This window comes from Microbulbifer sp. YPW1 (assembly GCF_013367775.1).
GTDB lineage: Bacteria > Pseudomonadota > Gammaproteobacteria > Pseudomonadales > Cellvibrionaceae > Microbulbifer.
Genome location: NZ_CP055157.1, coordinates 2,433,040 through 2,450,064, shown reverse-complemented (window position 1 = coordinate 2,450,064; position 17,025 = coordinate 2,433,040). Strand labels below are relative to the sequence as shown.

The window sequence follows — 17,025 nt, the reverse complement described above, 5'->3', positions numbered from 1 at the left end:
CCCGCGCCACTCAACTGAACTTAGTCATTCGTTAAAGGAATAAAATTATGAATCTTGCCAGCAACTCTGAAACCAAACAGTTTCACCCTGCCCTTCTGAATACAGTGGCTTTACTGAGCCCAGCCGTAGCGTCTCTGGACTTCGCCCGTTTGAAGCATAAAGTTACGCAAACAGCAGAAGCCGAAATGACCGAGGAGGCCTGGGATAAGGGAGAGGAAGAGTACCGCCGCTTCCTCACCCTGAAGCAGATGTACCCTGGCGTGTCCCTAGTGCCCAGCAAGCTGGTTGACCAGGTATGGCATGCCCACATCCTCGATACCCGCGCGTACCGTCAGGACTGCAATACCGTGTTTGGTCGCTTTATCGACCACTACCCTTATTTTGGGATTTACGGTGAGGATGACCAGCAGGCTCTGCAGGACAGTTTTGATCAGACGATCGAACTGTACGAGCGTCATTTTGGTCCTTACCCAGCCGGCGCAGCTCACCCCGCCCGCTGTGACTCAGATACGCATGCTTGCCATGTACAATCTGAATGTGCTTGTCGCGTGAAGGGGGCCTGTAAATAAAGACACATGTAGGTAAAGCAGCTAACGTCCGTTCAACGGGCGTTAGCTGTGTGTCGCTTTTTTGTGCAACTCCTTAAGCTATTGTAGTGGAGTTGAATAAAAGGAACACCAGGATATCTTTCGGTTGATAGAGTTCTGATATATCAATAAGTTATGCTCGGTAATTGACTCCGGCCATCACCAAACCAAACACCAAACGATTTACTCCCCGCGCCCCCCCAGCGCATCCTCCGGCACAAATATCCATCCCTCCCCCCTTGGCACCCCTGAACCGGGAAAACAAAGCCCATCCGGTTGAGAGTGAAACGACCACGCAACCAGCGCACACAGCAGCGCATCGCGCTTGTCCTCGTGATCAATACCAAAACCAAATCCCGCAATGTCCCACGCCTCGCCCTGAGTGAGTGCCGATTCCGTGCGATATTTTTGCAACAGCTCACGCACCCTTGTCGATGACTTGCAGGCGGAGGGATAGGCTTCAAAGGCGGTAAGCGCGGAACCGTTGCACCAGACACCGGTAGCAGCGACTTCCGGGGCGAAGCGCGCAAGTACGTGCATCCCCTTGGTGGCCTGACTGCCGATCATGTCTTTGACTGCAGACAGGGGTTTCAGGCCATGCCGAAACAGAAAGTGTTCGGTGTAGCGGAACAGGTAAGGATTAGCCGCGGAGTTGCCAATATCACCCGCAGCGCCGCGGCCGCTAATGAGTTCAAGGAATGGCTGTGAGAAAGCAAGGGGGGTATCAATGGCCATGACGACGGGTGGGCAATCGTCGTGAAGATCGACCTCGCAGTAACGCAACAGCGTCTGCACCCACTCCCGCGTGTTGCCGGCCTCATTGATTGCCACACGCAGGTTGCCCCGCCAGGGCCGGCCAAGCAGGTTCCGCGCCTGGTCCAGTACTACTAACGCATCGCGACTATTGGCATTGCTGTCGCAGTTCCAGCCCCCCACATCCCAGCCCACAAAGAGCGTGTCGACACTCATAAAAAGTTCAGTCTCTGCAAATATTTGTGGTACGCACCCGCTCCAATCGCAGCAGCGGTGACCGTGCTACGGATTACACCGCTGGCACTGGCCCGGGTCTGCATGGGCTTGTGCACCGGCTGCCGCTCGGTAAAGCCGCATTGCCGGCACTTCTTTATCAGTATTTTTACCAGCTCCGTTGGCTCACTGCACCAGGCGCAGGGCAGTCCGCGCTCTACGGCGGTTTGCCAATAGTCGGGCTCCACACAGGTCGGGCACAGCGACTGCAATCGCTGGCAGAGTTGCTCTGCCGCCTGCCCTATATAGAACGCCGTTTCGGGCAGTGCATAGCGCGCAGATCCGGTTCCAGGCGCACTTCCCCGGCAATCTCCCCGTTGGACAGCAAGCCCTTCCCGGCAAGTATTTCCCGCAGTGATTCCTTGCCGGTAAGACCTTTGTACAGCCGCTCGGGCAGCCGCAGTATCCATGCCTGCTCAGGCGGAAAACGGTCCACCCAGTCGCGTAACGCCTGCAGTGAACCCGAGGCGTAGGCGGTGATCTCAAGGTCCTGCTTTGCGTCATAGAACACCAGAATCTCATCATCCCAGTTCACCAGCCCGGGCATAGGGCCGCCGCCAAAACTGCCCTCGCTGCCGAGCCCGAGATCCAACCCGGTCAGCTCGCACGCCAGCCGCGCCTTGTGCGCGGCACATTCCCGCGGCGACAGTTCCCGCGGTATTTCTCCGCTAAAGGTGCCCAGCCTGTCAGTATCGAATGCATCGGTGGTCACGACGTGGAGACCGAGCTCTGCCATTGCCGGGCTGATCACGGTAGCTTTATCGTGCTTCGTCAACAGCGCCACGGAGCGGTTCTGGTAACGAGTTTTGTGACTGGAAGGTGTCATCCTTTATGCACTCCAGGATTGAACTTCAAGGGTTTCCATAGCCGTTTAAATTTACTCGATTCACGTATTGCTGCGTTCTCGGGGGTTTCGACCCGGTGACCAGGCGAACACTGACTGACAGGTTCAGGGGAGTCATGACGCTCCAGAACTCCACGTATCTGGCGACTTACCGGTATCCCCTCTGCTCCAGCCCCCGCAGGATGGCGGGTTGAGAAAAGCTTTGACTTAGCTCACAGGGAGGCCTACAGTGACTCTAGTTAAAAGTAAGTCTCTTGTTTAAATCCTCAGTTTCGTCGTTTTCTTCGTCCTGTAGCATCTAAATTCCAGTCTTTTCTTTGCTATTCATGCCTCGTGAAGGCGTATCCCTACTTGTTTACAGGAAATTATCATGTCCAAGACAACAACCGGCACTGTTAAGTGGTTTAACGAATCCAAAGGCTTTGGCTTTATTGAGCAACAGGCTGGCCCTGACGTATTTGCGCACTTCAGCGCGATTGCAAGCTCGGGCTTCAAGACCCTGGCCGAAGGCCAGACCGTTGAGTTCTCTGTGACTCAGGGCCCTAAAGGCCCGCAAGCTGAAAATATTGTTTGTATCTGAGCCATTGAGCTAAAGCAGGCCGTGTAGCGGTCTGCTCTAAGAGGCTGTTTAGGCCTCTTCGGTTGAGCTACTGCAAGGTAGCTCAACCAAGAATTCGGCGATTCAGGCTGGAATCAGTTTGAATCACCGACTGCAATACCCCCACTCAACTCTGTTGAGCAATCTCCGCCTGCATACCTTGCCGAGTAACACCTGATCTGTCCTTACACATCACTCAAGTTTTTACCAAGCGCAATCTTATTGGCGGTCTTTCCGAGAGGAAACTATGAGCGAATCCCCAATAGCTGCGTTTAATCCGCTGGACGCCAAAAAATACAGCAACCCTATTCCCGCGCGCGAGTTCATTATGAGCTTGCTCGAAGACAACAAAGAAGTACTCGACCGCAAAAAGCTGGCAAAAGTGCTGGATCTTTCCAGCGAAGAGCAGAAAGAAGCTTTGCGTCGCCGGTTACGTGCCATGGAGCGCGACGGCCAAATCGCATTCGATCGCGATGCAGGCTACAGCCTCATCAAACCTGAAGACCTGATCACTGGACGTGTCATCGGTCATCCGGATGGTTTCGGATTCCTGAACAGCGATGAGTCTGCTGAAGACCTGTTCCTGTCGGATAACGAAATGCTGACTGTGTTCGACGGAGACATCGTCGAGGCGCGCGTTAGTGGCGTGGATCGGCGCGGGCGTAAAACCGGTGTGATCGTCAATGTGCTGGAACGCAAGACCACCCACCTGGTGGGCCGCTTGCAGTTCGAGGAAGGCGACTACTTCCTCAAGCCCGAGAACAGCCGACTATCCCACGAGATCGACCTCGATCGCGACCAGCTGATGGGCGCTAAGCCCGGACAGTATATTTCCGTCGAGATCATCGACTTTCCCAACCGCCGCTACAATGCCTTCGGCCGTGTGACCGAGCTGCTCGGTGATGCCATGGGCCCGGGTATGGAAATCGACGTTGCCATCCGCAGCCACGATATTCCACACCAGTGGCCGCAGGATGCCCTGCGCGCGGCAAAAAAACTGGGCGACAGCGTACCCGAGGCGGACAAACAGCATCGCGCCGATTTGCGCGAGCTGCCGTTTGTGACCATTGATGGTGAGGACGCCAAGGACTTCGACGACGCCGTGTACTGCGAACAAACACCATCCGGTGGCTGGCGCCTGTTCGTCGCGATTGCGGATGTGTCCCACTATGTGGCGCCCGAGAGCGCGCTCGACCTGGAAGCGCAGAAACGCGCAACTTCCGTTTACTTCCCGGGCCGTGTGGTCCCGATGCTTCCGGAATCCCTGTCTAACGGATTGTGCTCGCTCAACCCCCATGTCGATCGGTTGGTGATGGTGTGTGAAATGACCATCAGCAAAACCGGGAAAATGACCGACTACACCTTTTCTGAGGGTGTGATCCATTCCCATGCGCGGCTGACCTACAACCAGGTGAATGCTTTCATCACTGCACCCGACTCCGGCCTGGGCCGGCAGACTGCTCGCAAGCTCAAGGGAACCGCACCGCACATTCACGCGCTGCACGATCTGTATTCGGTACTGAAGCAGGCGCGCACCCAACGCGGCGCGCTGGATTTTGAAAAGTCCGAAGTGCAATTCGTGTTTACCGAAGACCGCAAGATCGATCGGATCATTCCGGTAATCCGCAACGACGCGCACAAGATGATTGAGGAGTTCATGCTGAGCGCCAACGTGGCGACCGCAGACTTTCTCAAGCGCCAGAAGATGCCCGCACTGTACCGTGTACACGACGGTCCACAAGACAAAAAGCTGACCGCCCTGCGCGCATTCCTGACCACCAAGGGGCTCAAGCTCGCCGGCGGCAATAAGCCACGCCCGGAGCACTATGACCAGCTCATGAGCCAGATTGGTGAACGCAGCGATGCGCAGACCATTCGCACCATGCTGCTGAGGTCCCTCAGCCAGGCGGAGTACAGCATGGACAACCGCGGCCACTTTGGTCTCGCCTATTCCGCCTATGCACATTTCACTTCGCCCATTCGCCGCTATCCGGATCTCATGGTGCACCGGGCAATCCGTTCGGTGATTCGCCAGTCCAAGCAGCGCTCTACACTTGGCCGGGCGCTGAAGTTCATCATCGGCAAGGGCAAAGATTCGGTACAACGCTTCGACAGCGCGCCTCTCCTCGCCCCGGGCAAAAGCTACCCCTATGGCAAAACCGCCATGCAGTCTCTGGCCATGCACTGCTCCAACGCCTCACGCCGCGCCGACAAGGCCAGCTGGGACGTGGAGGCCTGGCTGAAATGCGAATATATGCAGGATTTCGTCGGCGATGTATTCCAGGGTGTGGTGGCTAGCGTTACCCACTTCGGTCTGTTTATCGAGATTGACGGTATTCAGGTCGAGGGACTGATCCATATATCGGCACTGAAAAACGACTACTATCACTTTGATGCCGACCGGCAGTGCCTGATCGGCGAACAACGCCGCAAAAGCTTTGCCATCGGCGACACGATCAAAGCCCGTGTTGTCGCTGTGGATATGGAGCGTCGAAAAATAGAGTTTGCGCTCGCCAGCTGAGATCAGAGAAAGACATTACTCTTCCTTGTTCTGAAAAACCCAGAAAGCCCGCTATCGAAAGATAGCGGGCTTCTTCGTTTGGACATTTTAAAAGTGCGCGTGACAGTCAGAGGTCGTCCAGGTTATCCATCAACTGGTAAAAGAAGGCGATGGACTTGCCATATTCATCTACCAGAATCCGTTCATTCACACCATGGAATCCTGCGAACTCCTTTGTCGACTCCAGCTGAATGCCGGTGATGGTATAAACATTCGGTGCAAACGGCCGCGCCTGAAAATGCTTTGAATCCGAGCCACCAATCACAAAGAACGGGGAGACAATCAGGTCATTGCCCCAGGTCTGGCGGATGGTTTTCTCCAGCATTTTATAGCCCGCGCCATGCGGGTCCGCGATATTGGTGGGCGGGGTGGATGCTGATATATCCTTAATTTCAATACGATCATCGTCAATCGCTTTTTTGACATGGGCGATGACACTTTCCTTGCTGTCTTCCGGGGCGATCCTGAAATTGACCACGGCGCTTGCCGAAGGGGGCAATACGTTGTCCTTGATTCCGGCATTGAACATGGTGACCGCGATAGTGGTATGCAGCATGGCGCGTGTGACCTGGTCTTCAGCCATTTCCTCGATAAACTTCTGCTCCAGTGCCGTCGTCTTGGCGTCATCACCGAATGCGACAGCTTCGTACATGGGCTGTTTTTCTTTCGCCAGTTCAGGCCCCATAAAGCGATACTGGTAGCGCACCGCTTTATTGATCTTGTAAGGGAACTGGGCCTTTTCCAGCTTGGTGATGGCCTCGGCGAGAATACCGATATTCGAGTGCCTTGGAGGCTGGGAAGAATGGCCGCCCTCACCATTCACCGTCAGCTCCAGGCTCATGTAGCCCTTCTGGGCGATACCAATCAATGCCGAGTTCTCCTCGATACCAGGGAACACTCCCGGTATCAGAGGTGCGGACTCGTCTATGACAAAGGCAATTTCCTTCAACCCGCGCTCTTCCAGTACATCGACCACATGCTTGGCGCCTTCCGGGCCGCCAACCTCCTCATCATGGCCAAAGACGAAGTAGATGGTGCGAGCAGGCTGAAAGCCCTCCTTGATCTTCATTTCCGCCGCTTCCAGGATCGCATGAATCTGGTTTTTGTCGTCCAGCACACCGCGTCCCCAGATATAACCATCTGCGATGGCGCCGGAAAATGGCTCCTGTTTCCACTGGTCTCGCGACTCCTCGGCAATCGGGACCACATCCTGGTGCGCCATAAATACCGCTGGTGGCAGCGATGGATCCTTGCCTTCCCAGGTATACAGCAGACTGTAGGGACGGGGCTTGCCGAGCTTTTCCCGCTTCAGGGTCTTGTGGACGTTTGGATAGGCTTCCTCAAGAAATTTGTGGTATCCCTCAAACGCCTTTACATCAAAGTCAGCCCGGTCCTGGTTTGAAATCGTGGGAAACTGGACCGCCTTGGATAACCGTTTGGCAGCCGCCTCCACATCAACCTCTACCTCAACGGGTTCAACACCTTGCATCTGCATGGAGGTGAGCCCCTGATCTGCATAGCTTGTAGCTGAAAGGGCGAGAATAAAAAATGCGACGGAGAGATATTGCGATACGATCCCTGGCAGGGCTTTCATTGTTTCCATTCCTTACTTTCTAGACCCATTGAATCTAGTGGAAATACCTTGATCGCAGTGCATGTTGATGCCGAAATTTACTACAGGGTTAACAATGGGAACTCATCGCCAAACAGGAACAACCGTTCCAGGTAACCCACTTCAAACTGGAGTTTTCGTACCAGTTAAAAAATAACGTAGATAAATTCATCCCGCTCGTGAAAACAATTTCACACTAATTTTGATAAAAGCATTCAACAAATCTCTACTTCTCAACCGTTCGCCTCATATTAATTGCCTCGTCTCTACGCCGTTGATAGTGTTTCCGGGTAACTGAACGGCCATGCTGTTTCGGTCATTCAATAATAACTACGACAAATGGACGAGCACACTCAATGAAAAAATATTTACCACGCCAAAATGTTTTAACCTGCGCCATCCTGTCTGCGGCAGCCGCATCCGCATCGCAAGTTCTCTACGCGGCCGAAGAAAGTGCGATGGAAGAAGTTGCCGTTGTCGGTTCCCGCATCCAACGCAATGCGGAATTCGAAACGGCAACGCCGATTCAGGTAATGGACCGGGAAGCCATCGAAAAATCCGGCTTCACCAACCTTCAGCAAATGTTCGAGAAAAACCCGGCTGCGGGTAACGGCACCTTCTCAACACGGGGTAATAACCAGGACTCCACCGCCAATGGTGCAGCCGCGGTGAGTCTGCGCGGTATGGGTGCCGACGCAACACTTGTGCTGGTCAATGGCAAGCGCGTGGCCATCAGCGCTTTTGCCGAGAGCATTACCACCAACTTTGTCGATATCAATAGCATTCCCATCGCCGCGGTTGAGCGCGTGGAAGTACTCAAGGATGGGGCCTCGGCCATTTACGGTTCCGACGCGGTTGCCGGTGTGGTGAACCTTGTGCTGCGCAAAGATTTCGAAGGCGCTGAGGTATCCGTGGATTACGGTGGTGCCGATGGCTATGACGAGCAGTCGGTCTCGGCGGTGTGGGGGGTTAACGGCGAAGATTCAAACCTCACGCTGATCTTTGATCACCGGACGAATTCGACCCTGGCCAGCGTCGAGCGCAAGGGGCTGGACACCGCGGACCAGTCCTTCCGCGGCGGTATGGATTTCCGTTCATCGCGCGGGTATCCGGGACGCTTCATTGTTGACGGTGAGACCACCATCGACCCGAATTGCCCGGAAGGCGACGCATTCGGCCAGACCTGTGTCTACGACTACGGCCCCTGGACCCTGCTGACCCCGGAGGCGGAACGCACCGGTGTACTTATGCTCGGCCACGCACAGCTGACGGACAGCATCGAATTCTTCAGCGAGATCGCGGTGCAGCACAATACCTCCATCGCCCAGGGTGCGCCGACACCGCTGGACGAGGATGCCGGTCTTACCGTACCCCTGGATCACCCCAACAATCCGTTTGCCGGCGCCAGCAGTGTCGATGTCGGCCGTTACCGTACCGTGGATGCCGGCGCGCGGCAGTGGGATATTGAGACCGATAACCTGCGTGGGGTATTCGGGCTGCGCGGCACCATCTCCGACTGGGACTGGGAGGCCTCGGTACAGCGCTCACGCAGTGAGTCCACCCAGACCGGCGACCGCACCCAGGGCTGGGTACGCACCGATCTCCTGCAGCAGGAAATTGACGCGGGTCGCTACAATCCGTTCGGCGGTGTGCAGAACCCCCAGTCCGTTATCGATGCCTTTACCACCAGCCTGGTGCGCCAGGGTAAATCCGAGTTGCGCAGCATGGATTTCACCATCAGTGGTGAGCTGTTGGATACCAGCAATGGCGCCATTGCACTGGCCGCCGGTCTCGAGCGCCGCGAGGAAAGCGCTTCGGATATTCCCGACGACCAGTTCCAGCGCGGCCTGATCTTTGGTACCGAGTCCGTCTCTGCCGCTGCCAGCCGGGATATCAATTCGGCGTTTGTGGAAGTCGCCATTCCGCTGCCCGCCAACCTGGACCTGACCCTGGCCGGCCGCTATGACGATTACAGCGATTTCGGCAGCACCACCAACCCCATGGCCAACCTGCTGTGGACCGCGAGCGAGCAGCTGTCTCTGCGCGCCTCCTGGGGTACCGGGTTCCGCGCACCGTCGCTGGCGCAGATCGGCCTCGGCCCCTCGCAGGAATCGCAGTTCTTTATCGATTCCTATGGCTGTGCCATCAATGATGCCTACTGTGCCAGCACCGACTACAACATCGTGTTCTCCGGCAACCCGGATCTGGAAGCGGAGGAGTCCGAGTCGGTTAACCTGGGTGCAGTGGTGAAACCGGTCGATGGCATGCAGCTGTCACTGGATTTCTGGCGTATCACCCAGGAAGGCAAAATTGACGAGGTCCCATTCGGCTATCTGTACAGCCAGTTCTGTAACGACCAGAACAGCACCGTGTGTGTGCGCTCGGCGCCCCTGCCCGGTGAGTCCCTCGGCTCCCTGCAATCGATTAACAGTGGCTTTATCAATATCGGTGAGCAGACCGTCTCCGGTATCGACCTGAGTGTGGTGTACTCCGCGCTGACGGTAGCCGGTGGTGATCTCGGCCTGCGCCTGGATTACTCCTACCTGTCGGAGTTTGAGCGGGTCGAGCTGAACTCTGCGGGAGATGCTTTCCTGAGCCGTGATCTCGCCGGAGAATATGAGTACCCCGAACACCGCTGGGCGACATCCGCCGACTGGACGCGGGACAGCTTTGCCCTCACCGTTGGCCTGAACTATATCGGCGAGTTTGAAGACACCCCCGATATCGATTTCAATGGCACCCTGGATTACGACACGAATAAATCCCGCATTGTGGATTCATTCATGACCGTGAACCTGCAGGCTCGCTATACCGGTTTCGAGAATATGATTCTGAGCCTGGGGGCAGACAACGCGTTCGACGAAGAACCGCCGTTTGCCATTGGTGATGGCGACTCGGACCTTTACGGCTATGTTTCCAGCCAGCACGATCCGCGCGGTCGCTTTATCTACGGCAAGGTGACCTATAACTTTTAATCTGACCTACTGAAAACCGGCACTGGTCATCAGTGCCGGATCACAAGCACTGGAAGCCGGGGGAGACCCCAGATACTCCCTCGGTTTTCATCCCGGTTCTTATCCCGCCTTTAATTGGCTGGTATACGCTTCCAGCACCGCATGACTCTCTCCCCGCTCGGGCAAGTAACAGCCCCGGGTCGCCAGATAATGCTGGTTAAACAACGAAAAGTAGTGCTGAAGAACCCCGGCCGAATCCTCTTCGCCAGCCAGCAACAGACAGCTGATGGCCGCTTCCGCGGTTGAGAAACGGTGACTCCTGCCGGAATCCCGCACGGAATAGGATCGCACCAGGGTCTCGGGCAGGCTCAGGCAGGGCACGCGATCCAGCCAGCGGCTGAGGCCGATCATACGACTGCACTGTTTCCAGGTGCCGTCGAGCAGGATCAGTGTTGTTTTTTTGCCACTCGCAGGCGGCAACGTACGGGTCACCTCCCGCGAACAGTTTTCGGTACCGTCTGCCGGGAATACCACAAAGCACTGCCGCTGCGGATCATTCAGCAGGCGCTCCAGCCCCTCCGGCGCTTCAAGCCGGTTCCACAGGAATACATTCGTCCGGGGAAAGACGTCGACGATCAGGCGGCCGGTATTGGTTGGCTTGAACAGTTCCTTGCGGTGTACCAGCAGCGCGAAATCTACCGGACTCTCGCTTTGCGGCCGCCACGCGCACATACACGCAAAGTCCCCCATCTGGCAGTCGGGGCAGCGTTTTACACTTTTACCTTTGGCCTGAAAGGGCTTGGTGGACTTGGCGAGCTCCTGCTCGCGAAGTCGGGTGAATGTGGTGGAATACATGGTAATAGTTTGAAAGCTATTAGGAGGGCCCGCGCATTCGAAAGCGCACGGTTCCTCCCGGGTATTTAATACAAAGACGAGGGCTATCAGCTCGCGGAAAGTTTCATCAGCACCAACCCCGACACAATCAGAATCGCCGCAACAATTCGCATCGTATTCACCGGCTCCGCCAAAAACATAATGCCCACCAGAAAAGCGCCGATAGCACCGATACCTGTCCAGATGGTATATGCCGTGCCGAGCGGGATGGTCCTCAGGGCGACGGCCAACAGCCAGAAGCTGCCGACCATGGTGACTAGCGTAATCAGGGAAGGCGTAAGCCGGGTGAAGCCTTGGGATTGCTTCATGGAGAAGGCCCAAACAACTTCAAGGGCACCGGCAACGAGAAGGTAGATCCAGGACATGGACTGCTCCTTTTACAACAGGGCCAGGTCGTCCTCGGCATCATGTTCCCATATTGGGGGAGGTCGTCCTCCTACAACAGGTCGGACAATACCCCAGGGATGAATTTTGGGCAACTGATCCCCCCCAGGGTGACCGACCAACAAGTCTCCGCTATTCGCAAAAGCGTAGGGACAGGGCTACACGCCTTAAGCCACCTGTCGCTTGTATTTGGCACTCAACTCTCCCCGGCGCTCCCCCACTCAACTATTACTAAGCTACCCGGATTTCCATTTTGATTTTATTGAATAGTGAGTGTCCCATGCGATTCCCCTACTCTGTTCTGTTACTTGCGGCCCTGCTTCCTGCCTGTAGCAGTGAGACCGATAACAAGGCGTCGCCAGATACCACCGACAGGCCGGATTCAACCATGCCTGAGAGCAGCAGCGCGGCAGAGACGGCAGACACAACAGAGGCACAAACGGCTGACACTAATACCACGGTCACCGAAATACCGCGCAACCCGAACCGCGATGTCTACTTCGGTAATCTGCACGTACACACTCGCTGGTCTTTCGACGCTTATATCAATGAGGCCTGGGTGGATCCCGATGCGGCCTACCGTTGGGCCAAGGGCGAGAAGATTCCCCCGGGTGAGACCGGCAAGCCCCTGAAAATAGGCGTCCCCCTGGACTGGTATATCGTCTCTGACCACGCGGAGTACCTGGGCGTGCTACCGCTGATGGAAGACCCGGACAGCCCGATCAGCAAGCATCCACTGGCTGCCGATATCACCGGCGACGACCCGAAAAAATCCTTCGATGCCTACGGCCAGATCCTCGATGGCATCTCCAATATGAAGGTGGATCCGACTCTCGGCGACAAAAAACAGTCAAGGTCACTCTGGTCGGAGGTGGTAAAAATTGCCGACGCACATTATGAGCCAGGGAAATTCACCACCATGCCGGGATATGAGTGGACTTCAAACCCCGACTGGAGAAACCTGCATCGAGTCGTCTTTTTCCGCGACAGCGCCAAAGTGCCGGATGCCCCTTTCTCCGCCCTCGACTCCAGCACGCCCGAGGACCTTTGGCGCTGGATGGACGGGCAGCGCAAAGCCGGTAACGACCTTCTCGCCATTGCACACAACGGCAATGCCAGCGACGGACTCATGTTCCCCGTGGATAAGTCGTACGGCGGCAGCACGTTGAATAAGGAATACGCCGAGGCGCGTATGCGCAACGAGCCAGTGTATGAAATCACCCAGATCAAGGGCACCTCTGAGACCCACCCGGCACTGTTTCCCAATGATGAATTCGGCAGTTTCGAGCTCTGGGACTACACGCTGGCACCCACCGCAACCCCGCCCGAGCACAAGAAAGGCGGCTACGCGCGGGAAGCCCTGATCCGCGGGCTCAAGCTTGAAAGCGAGGGCAACGGCAACCCGTTCAAATTCGGGTTTATCGGCGACTCGGACACCCACAATGGGGCGTCAGCGATCGAAGAAGACAACTACACCGGCAAGTTCGGTTTTGAAATCGATCCCAAGCACAGACTGGAAGGCCCGCCCGGGGTAGATGCGGCTGGCGCGAAACAGGTGCGGAGTTTCAGCTCTGGTGGTGTGGCGGCGGTGTGGGCGGAAGCCAACACTCGTGACGGTATTTTTGAAGCGATCCAACGCAAGGAAACCTTCGCCACCTCCGGGCCGCGCCTCAAGGTACGTTTCTTTGGCGGCTTCGACATGGCAGGTGTTTCCCTTGGCAGCGAGGATGGCGTAAAGCAGGCCTATGCGAAGGGTGTGCCCATGGGCGGCGATTTACCCGCAGCAAGCGACACGGCGCCGACCTTTATCGTGCAGGCACTCAAGGAAGCGGACGGGGCCAATCTCGACCGTATCCAGATCGTGAAAGGCTGGGTGGATGAATCCGGGGAACAGCAGTCCAAGATTTATGACATCGCCCTGTCCGGTGACCGCAAGCCCGGCCCCGACGGCAAGATTCCTCCGGTGGGTAATACCGTAAACGAAAAGGACGCGACCTATAAAAACACCATCGGCGACAACCAGTTAATGGCCACCTGGACAGATCCCGATTTTGATCCCGCGCAGTACGCCTTCTACTACGCCCGTGTATTACAGATTCCTACCCCACGCTGGTCTACCTACGATGCCGCGCGCACGGGCCTCAAACGGCCGCAGGACCTGCCGGTGAGTATTCAGGAACGCGCGTGGACATCGCCGATCTGGTACACACCCCAACAGTAAACGGCGGGCAGCGCACTGGTCTTTCGAGTGGATTGAGAGACTAGTGCTGCGGTTTTTGGTACAGCCGCTGAACCACCGCCAACACCACGGCGGTGGTCCAGCCAAACATGATGATACCGATGGCCGCCTGAAACGAAGACAACAAACGCAGGCTGCCTTCGAGCACGATATCCCCGTACCCCAGTGTGGTGTAAGTCACCATGGAGAAGTAGAGCGCAGGCTCTGCATCACTGAACGCACCCAGCCAGCGGTAGACCAGCGCCCAGGTCATTACCTCAGCCACCGAGGCAAAGAACATCAGTAATACCACCGCGGATACCACCACCGGCCTGCCGGTAGGCAGGAATGGATGTGCCGGGTGCAATCCCGCAATGTGCCGGCTCCAGCGGAGAGCGAGGGTCATCGCCACCGCGTGAATCATTGTGTTGACCACCAGCAATGCTGATGCAATCAGCAGGACTTTGAGCAGCATTATCTCACCTGGGCCCATTCATTCCCTGAACACGTTTCATTCCATGAACACCTTGCGCCAGCTACCGGTGCGCTGTTCCATTTCCTCGCGGGTTTCCGGCGGTACCAGTTCAACCGGTGAGAGGTCGCCGCGCACCTGCCAACCGCCGCCCAGCGCGCGGTATACCTGCACCAGGCTGGCCGCTACTGCACCGCGTGCCTGCGCTAGCTGATCCTGCTGGTTCGCGTCTGCGGTGAGCGTGCTGATCACGGTGTTAAAGCCCACCAGACCATTGGTGTACTGCGCGGTGGACAGCGCCACCGAACGCTGGGAAGCGGCCGCGGCGCGCTCGATCATCGCCAGCTGCTGGTGTGATTTCAGATAGGCGACGATGGCATTCTCGGCATCGGCCTGGGCCTCGAGTACGGTCTGCCTGTAGTCCTCCAGCAGCTGCTGGAAACGCGCATCCTGCAGGCGCACATTGCTGCGCAGCCGGCCGTAGTTGAACAGGTTCCAGGCGAAGCCGCCGCCGATGCTCCAGGTTTCCGTTTCCCCTTCAAACAGCTGGCCGATGTCCATGGCCTGCGAGCCAATCGCACCGGCGATGGAAAACGCCGGATACAAATCTGCGCGCGCCACACCAATCTGCGCACCCTGTGCCGCCAGCGAGCGCTCTGCGCCGCGAATATCCGGACGCTGACGTAATAAGTCCTGCGGCATGCCCACCGCGATCTGCGGGGGCACAACAGGAATGCTGCCGGGACTGCCCAGCAGATCACCCAGCGTCCCCGGGGTGCGCCCCAGCAATACCGCAAGGGAGTTCTTGAGTTGCTGCAGGGTACTTTCCAACCCCGGCACAATGGCTTTGGTGTTGTACAACAGCGACTCGGCCTGCTCGGCATCCAGGTCGCTCACTTCGCCGGCATCGGCCTTGGCGCGCGCAATATGCAGGCTCTGTGATTGCAGTACGATATTCCGGCGCGCTACTTCCAAGCGACTCTGGGTGGTACGGATCTGGATATAAATCTGCGCGACCTGGGCCACCACCGACACCAGCACACCGTCGTAAGCCGCCACACTGGCTTCCATCGATGCGGCGGCGGAGCGCACCTGGCCGCGAAAGCGCCCCCACATATCCAGTTCCCACGAGAGATTGAAGCCAACGTCATACTCTTCGAGGATCAGGTTGCTCTGTTTGAAGCGCGCGGCAGAACCGGTGAGCTGCTGAAGCTGTGGAAACTGATTGCCCACCGCAATGGCCAGCTGTTGCTGTGACTGCATCACGCGCAAGGTTGCCGAACGCAGACTGAGATTTTGCTCCAGGGCGATGGCAACCAGCTCATCCAGCCGTGGATCGGAAAATGCCTGCTCCCACCACAACGGAGCCACCGGTGCACTGCTACTGATCTCCGACTCACCGCGCTCGATCCAGTGGTCGGCCACGGGTACTGCGGGGGGATGGTAAACCGGGCCCAGGGTACAGCTGGTGATGCTCACACTGGCGGCGAGGATGGTCGCGAACGGCGCCTTCCTCGCGGTCTTCAATGACCTGCTTTGCGTGCTACTTATACCCACGCGCTTCTTCATCCGGTATCGCGGTTCCACCGAGCACCTTTACCGAACAGCTGGTGCCCACCCGCAGCAATACGCCCTCTGGCAATTCGCCCAGGGCAATTTTCACGGGTATCCGCTGTGCCAGTCGTATCCACTCGAAGGTGGGGCGTACTTGCGGCAACAGGTCGCGCCCGGTAGCCCCGTCCTGCTGGGCGATGCCCCAACCGATACTTTCCACCTGCCCTTCAATCGGGCGGTCGGGATAACTCATCAATGTCACCAGCGCGCGGTCGCCGGGCCGGATTCTCGCTACCGTTGTTTCGCGGAAGAATCCCTCGATCCAGAAGCTATCGGCATCGATCAATGCCAGCGACGGTTGATTGGCGACCGCATGGCTGCCGACCCGCAGATTCAAATTGGTGACGTAACCGGCAACCGGCGCGGTCACACGGGCAAACTCCACATTCAGTTGCGCTTCCTGCAGGGCCGCGCGCGCTGCGCGGATATTAGGGTTGGCATCGCCCAGTTCACCGAGGGTCGCACGGGCCTCATCCAGCTGGGCGGCTGCGCTGTTATATCTGGCGCGCGCTTGAACCAGCGCCGCTTCGGTTCCCTTGCGCCGCTCCAGTGATACCGCGTGCTGCGCCATGGCGCTCTCCACCTGCTTCTGCGATGTTGCCCGCTGGGGCAACAGCCGCTGCTGGCGCTGCAGTTCCGCGGCGTTTTTCTCAATCACCGCATCGATCTCACGAATCGCACTCTCCGCCTGCACTACCGCTGCACGCGCCACTTCGAGTTGCGCCGCCACCGAGGCGACATTTTGTTCCTGCGCCAGATAATTGTCGCCGGTGCGGTCGTACTCGGCACGGGCCTGCGCCAGTTGCGCGTCAAACGGGCGCGGGTCTATCTGAAATAGCAACACGCCCTGCTCGACAAACTCATTGTCCCGCACGCCCATCTCTACCACCTGGCCGGACACGTTCGGCGTGACCTGTATGACCGCCGCGCGCACATGCCCGTCCCGCGTCCAGGGATTACGCAGGTCGTACCAGTTCTTGAGCAGTACAAAAAGTACCGCGCACAGCACCACCAGAGAGGTAAATACAATTTTTTTGGACACGCGCAAGTTTCAGATTCCGATCATTAACGTTCCTACCAGCAAGGTAAAGATCACACTCATACTGGTCAGCACGAGTGCGGGATGAGCGAAGTATCGCGACAAGCGAAACCTGTCCAGTAATCGCGCCACGCCAAGCGCAATCAGCACACCGATAAACGCTGCGGCCAACATGGGGGAGAGATAAATTCCCGCAATCGAGAGTTCATGGGGTACAGGCATT

Annotated in this window: 15 protein-coding genes; 5 read left to right on the top strand and 10 right to left on the bottom strand. The window is 57.1% G+C overall.

The features are described 5' to 3' along the window. The first annotated feature begins 47 nt into the window (after nt 1-47). Nucleotides 48-569 (top strand): hypothetical protein, encoded by a 522-nt coding sequence (locus HUW35_RS10030; RefSeq protein ID WP_219932527.1) that lies wholly within the window; start codon nt 48-50, stop codon nt 567-569. A gap of 201 nt (nt 570-770) precedes the next feature. Here the strand turns inward: HUW35_RS10030 and HUW35_RS10025 are convergent, their stop codons facing one another. From HUW35_RS10025 to HUW35_RS10020, 3 genes are read right to left on the bottom strand one after another with little or no spacing between them, the layout of a single operon-like run. Then, nucleotides 771-1,556, bottom strand: coding sequence for a DUF429 domain-containing protein (locus HUW35_RS10025; RefSeq protein WP_181252224.1), 786 nt, complete (start codon nt 1,554-1,556; stop codon nt 771-773). Next, nucleotides 1,553-1,801: a DUF6671 family protein gene (locus HUW35_RS18985; protein WP_370464583.1), complete on the bottom strand. Its 249-nt coding sequence runs from the start codon at nt 1,799-1,801 to the stop codon at nt 1,553-1,555. Before HUW35_RS18985 ends, HUW35_RS10025 begins: the two co-directional genes overlap by 4 nt. A gap of 53 nt (nt 1,802-1,854) precedes the next feature. Next, nucleotides 1,855-2,439, bottom strand: a complete 585-nt coding sequence (locus HUW35_RS10020; RefSeq protein WP_181252223.1) for a DUF6671 family protein — start codon at nt 2,437-2,439, stop codon at nt 1,855-1,857. A 388-nt stretch (nt 2,440-2,827) separates the two neighbouring features. On the opposite strand from HUW35_RS10020, the gene HUW35_RS10015 reads away from it, so the two are divergent. Next, nucleotides 2,828-3,037, top strand: coding sequence for a cold-shock protein (locus HUW35_RS10015; RefSeq protein WP_181252222.1), 210 nt, complete (start codon nt 2,828-2,830; stop codon nt 3,035-3,037). Between the two features lie 265 nt (nt 3,038-3,302). Then, nucleotides 3,303-5,576, top strand: a complete 2,274-nt coding sequence (rnr, locus tag HUW35_RS10010) for a ribonuclease R (protein WP_181252221.1) — start codon at nt 3,303-3,305, stop codon at nt 5,574-5,576. A gap of 106 nt (nt 5,577-5,682) precedes the next feature. Here rnr and HUW35_RS10005 read toward each other — a convergent pair whose 3' ends face one another. Beyond that, nucleotides 5,683-7,209: a M20 family peptidase gene (locus HUW35_RS10005; RefSeq protein ID WP_181252220.1), complete on the bottom strand. Its 1,527-nt coding sequence runs from the start codon at nt 7,207-7,209 to the stop codon at nt 5,683-5,685. 476 nt (nt 7,210-7,685) lie between these two features. On the opposite strand from HUW35_RS10005, the gene HUW35_RS10000 reads away from it, so the two are divergent. Further along, on the top strand, nt 7,686-10,202 hold the full coding sequence (locus tag HUW35_RS10000) for a TonB-dependent receptor (RefSeq protein ID WP_255463221.1): 2,517 nt from the start codon (nt 7,686-7,688) through the stop codon (nt 10,200-10,202). Nucleotides 10,203-10,301: 99 nt separating this feature from the next. Here HUW35_RS10000 and HUW35_RS09995 read toward each other — a convergent pair whose 3' ends face one another. Together HUW35_RS09995 and HUW35_RS09990 are read right to left on the bottom strand one after the other, a co-directional pair. Continuing rightward, on the bottom strand, nt 10,302-11,036 hold the full coding sequence (locus HUW35_RS09995; RefSeq protein ID WP_181252218.1) for a tRNA-uridine aminocarboxypropyltransferase: 735 nt from the start codon (nt 11,034-11,036) through the stop codon (nt 10,302-10,304). An 86-nt stretch (nt 11,037-11,122) separates the two neighbouring features. Next, nucleotides 11,123-11,440 carry a multidrug efflux SMR transporter gene (locus tag HUW35_RS09990; protein WP_078083067.1) on the bottom strand — a complete coding sequence of 106 codons (318 nt, stop codon included), beginning with the start codon at nt 11,438-11,440 and terminating at the stop codon, nt 11,123-11,125. A gap of 299 nt (nt 11,441-11,739) precedes the next feature. Between HUW35_RS09990 and HUW35_RS09985 the strand changes: the two genes are divergently transcribed. Continuing rightward, the gene (locus HUW35_RS09985) at nt 11,740-13,680 is read left to right on the top strand and encodes a DUF3604 domain-containing protein (protein WP_181252217.1); all 1,941 of its coding nucleotides are present in this window, start codon (nt 11,740-11,742) and stop codon (nt 13,678-13,680) included. 40 nt (nt 13,681-13,720) lie between these two features. On the opposite strand, the gene HUW35_RS09980 is transcribed toward HUW35_RS09985, so the two are convergent. The 4 genes from HUW35_RS09980 to HUW35_RS18980 are packed head-to-tail and all read right to left on the bottom strand — an operon-like array spanning nt 13,721 to nt 17,024. Next, nucleotides 13,721-14,152, bottom strand: coding sequence for a potassium channel family protein (locus HUW35_RS09980; protein ID WP_181252216.1), 432 nt, complete (start codon nt 14,150-14,152; stop codon nt 13,721-13,723). Nucleotides 14,153-14,188: 36 nt separating this feature from the next. Continuing rightward, nucleotides 14,189-15,676, bottom strand: a complete 1,488-nt coding sequence (locus HUW35_RS09975) for an efflux transporter outer membrane subunit (RefSeq protein ID WP_181252215.1) — start codon at nt 15,674-15,676, stop codon at nt 14,189-14,191. 16 nt (nt 15,677-15,692) lie between these two features. Beyond that, nucleotides 15,693-16,805 (bottom strand): HlyD family secretion protein, encoded by a 1,113-nt coding sequence (locus tag HUW35_RS09970; RefSeq protein ID WP_181252214.1) that lies wholly within the window; start codon nt 16,803-16,805, stop codon nt 15,693-15,695. A gap of 9 nt (nt 16,806-16,814) precedes the next feature. Further along, nucleotides 16,815-17,024: a DUF1656 domain-containing protein gene (locus HUW35_RS18980; RefSeq protein WP_181252213.1), complete on the bottom strand. Its 210-nt coding sequence runs from the start codon at nt 17,022-17,024 to the stop codon at nt 16,815-16,817. Between the last annotated feature and the right edge of the window lies 1 nt (nt 17,025).

Coding starts and splice junctions, on each gene's coding strand:
- HUW35_RS10030 (WP_219932527.1), top strand. CDS start 48: ATGAATCTTGCCAGCAACTCTGAAACCAAACAGTTTCACCCTGCCCTT.
- HUW35_RS10025 (WP_181252224.1), bottom strand. CDS start 1,556: ATGAGTGTCGACACGCTCTTTGTGGGCTGGGATGTGGGGGGCTGGAAC.
- HUW35_RS10020 (WP_181252223.1), bottom strand. CDS start 2,439: ATGACACCTTCCAGTCACAAAACTCGTTACCAGAACCGCTCCGTGGCG.
- HUW35_RS10015 (WP_181252222.1), top strand. CDS start 2,828: ATGTCCAAGACAACAACCGGCACTGTTAAGTGGTTTAACGAATCCAAA.
- rnr (WP_181252221.1), top strand. CDS start 3,303: ATGAGCGAATCCCCAATAGCTGCGTTTAATCCGCTGGACGCCAAAAAA.
- HUW35_RS10005 (WP_181252220.1), bottom strand. CDS start 7,209: ATGAAAGCCCTGCCAGGGATCGTATCGCAATATCTCTCCGTCGCATTT.
- HUW35_RS10000 (WP_255463221.1), top strand. CDS start 7,686: ATGGAAGAAGTTGCCGTTGTCGGTTCCCGCATCCAACGCAATGCGGAA.
- HUW35_RS09995 (WP_181252218.1), bottom strand. CDS start 11,036: ATGTATTCCACCACATTCACCCGACTTCGCGAGCAGGAGCTCGCCAAG.
- HUW35_RS09990 (WP_078083067.1), bottom strand. CDS start 11,440: ATGTCCTGGATCTACCTTCTCGTTGCCGGTGCCCTTGAAGTTGTTTGG.
- HUW35_RS09985 (WP_181252217.1), top strand. CDS start 11,740: ATGCGATTCCCCTACTCTGTTCTGTTACTTGCGGCCCTGCTTCCTGCC.
- HUW35_RS09980 (WP_181252216.1), bottom strand. CDS start 14,152: ATGCTGCTCAAAGTCCTGCTGATTGCATCAGCATTGCTGGTGGTCAAC.
- HUW35_RS18980 (WP_181252213.1), bottom strand. CDS start 17,024: ATGCCTGTACCCCATGAACTCTCGATTGCGGGAATTTATCTCTCCCCC.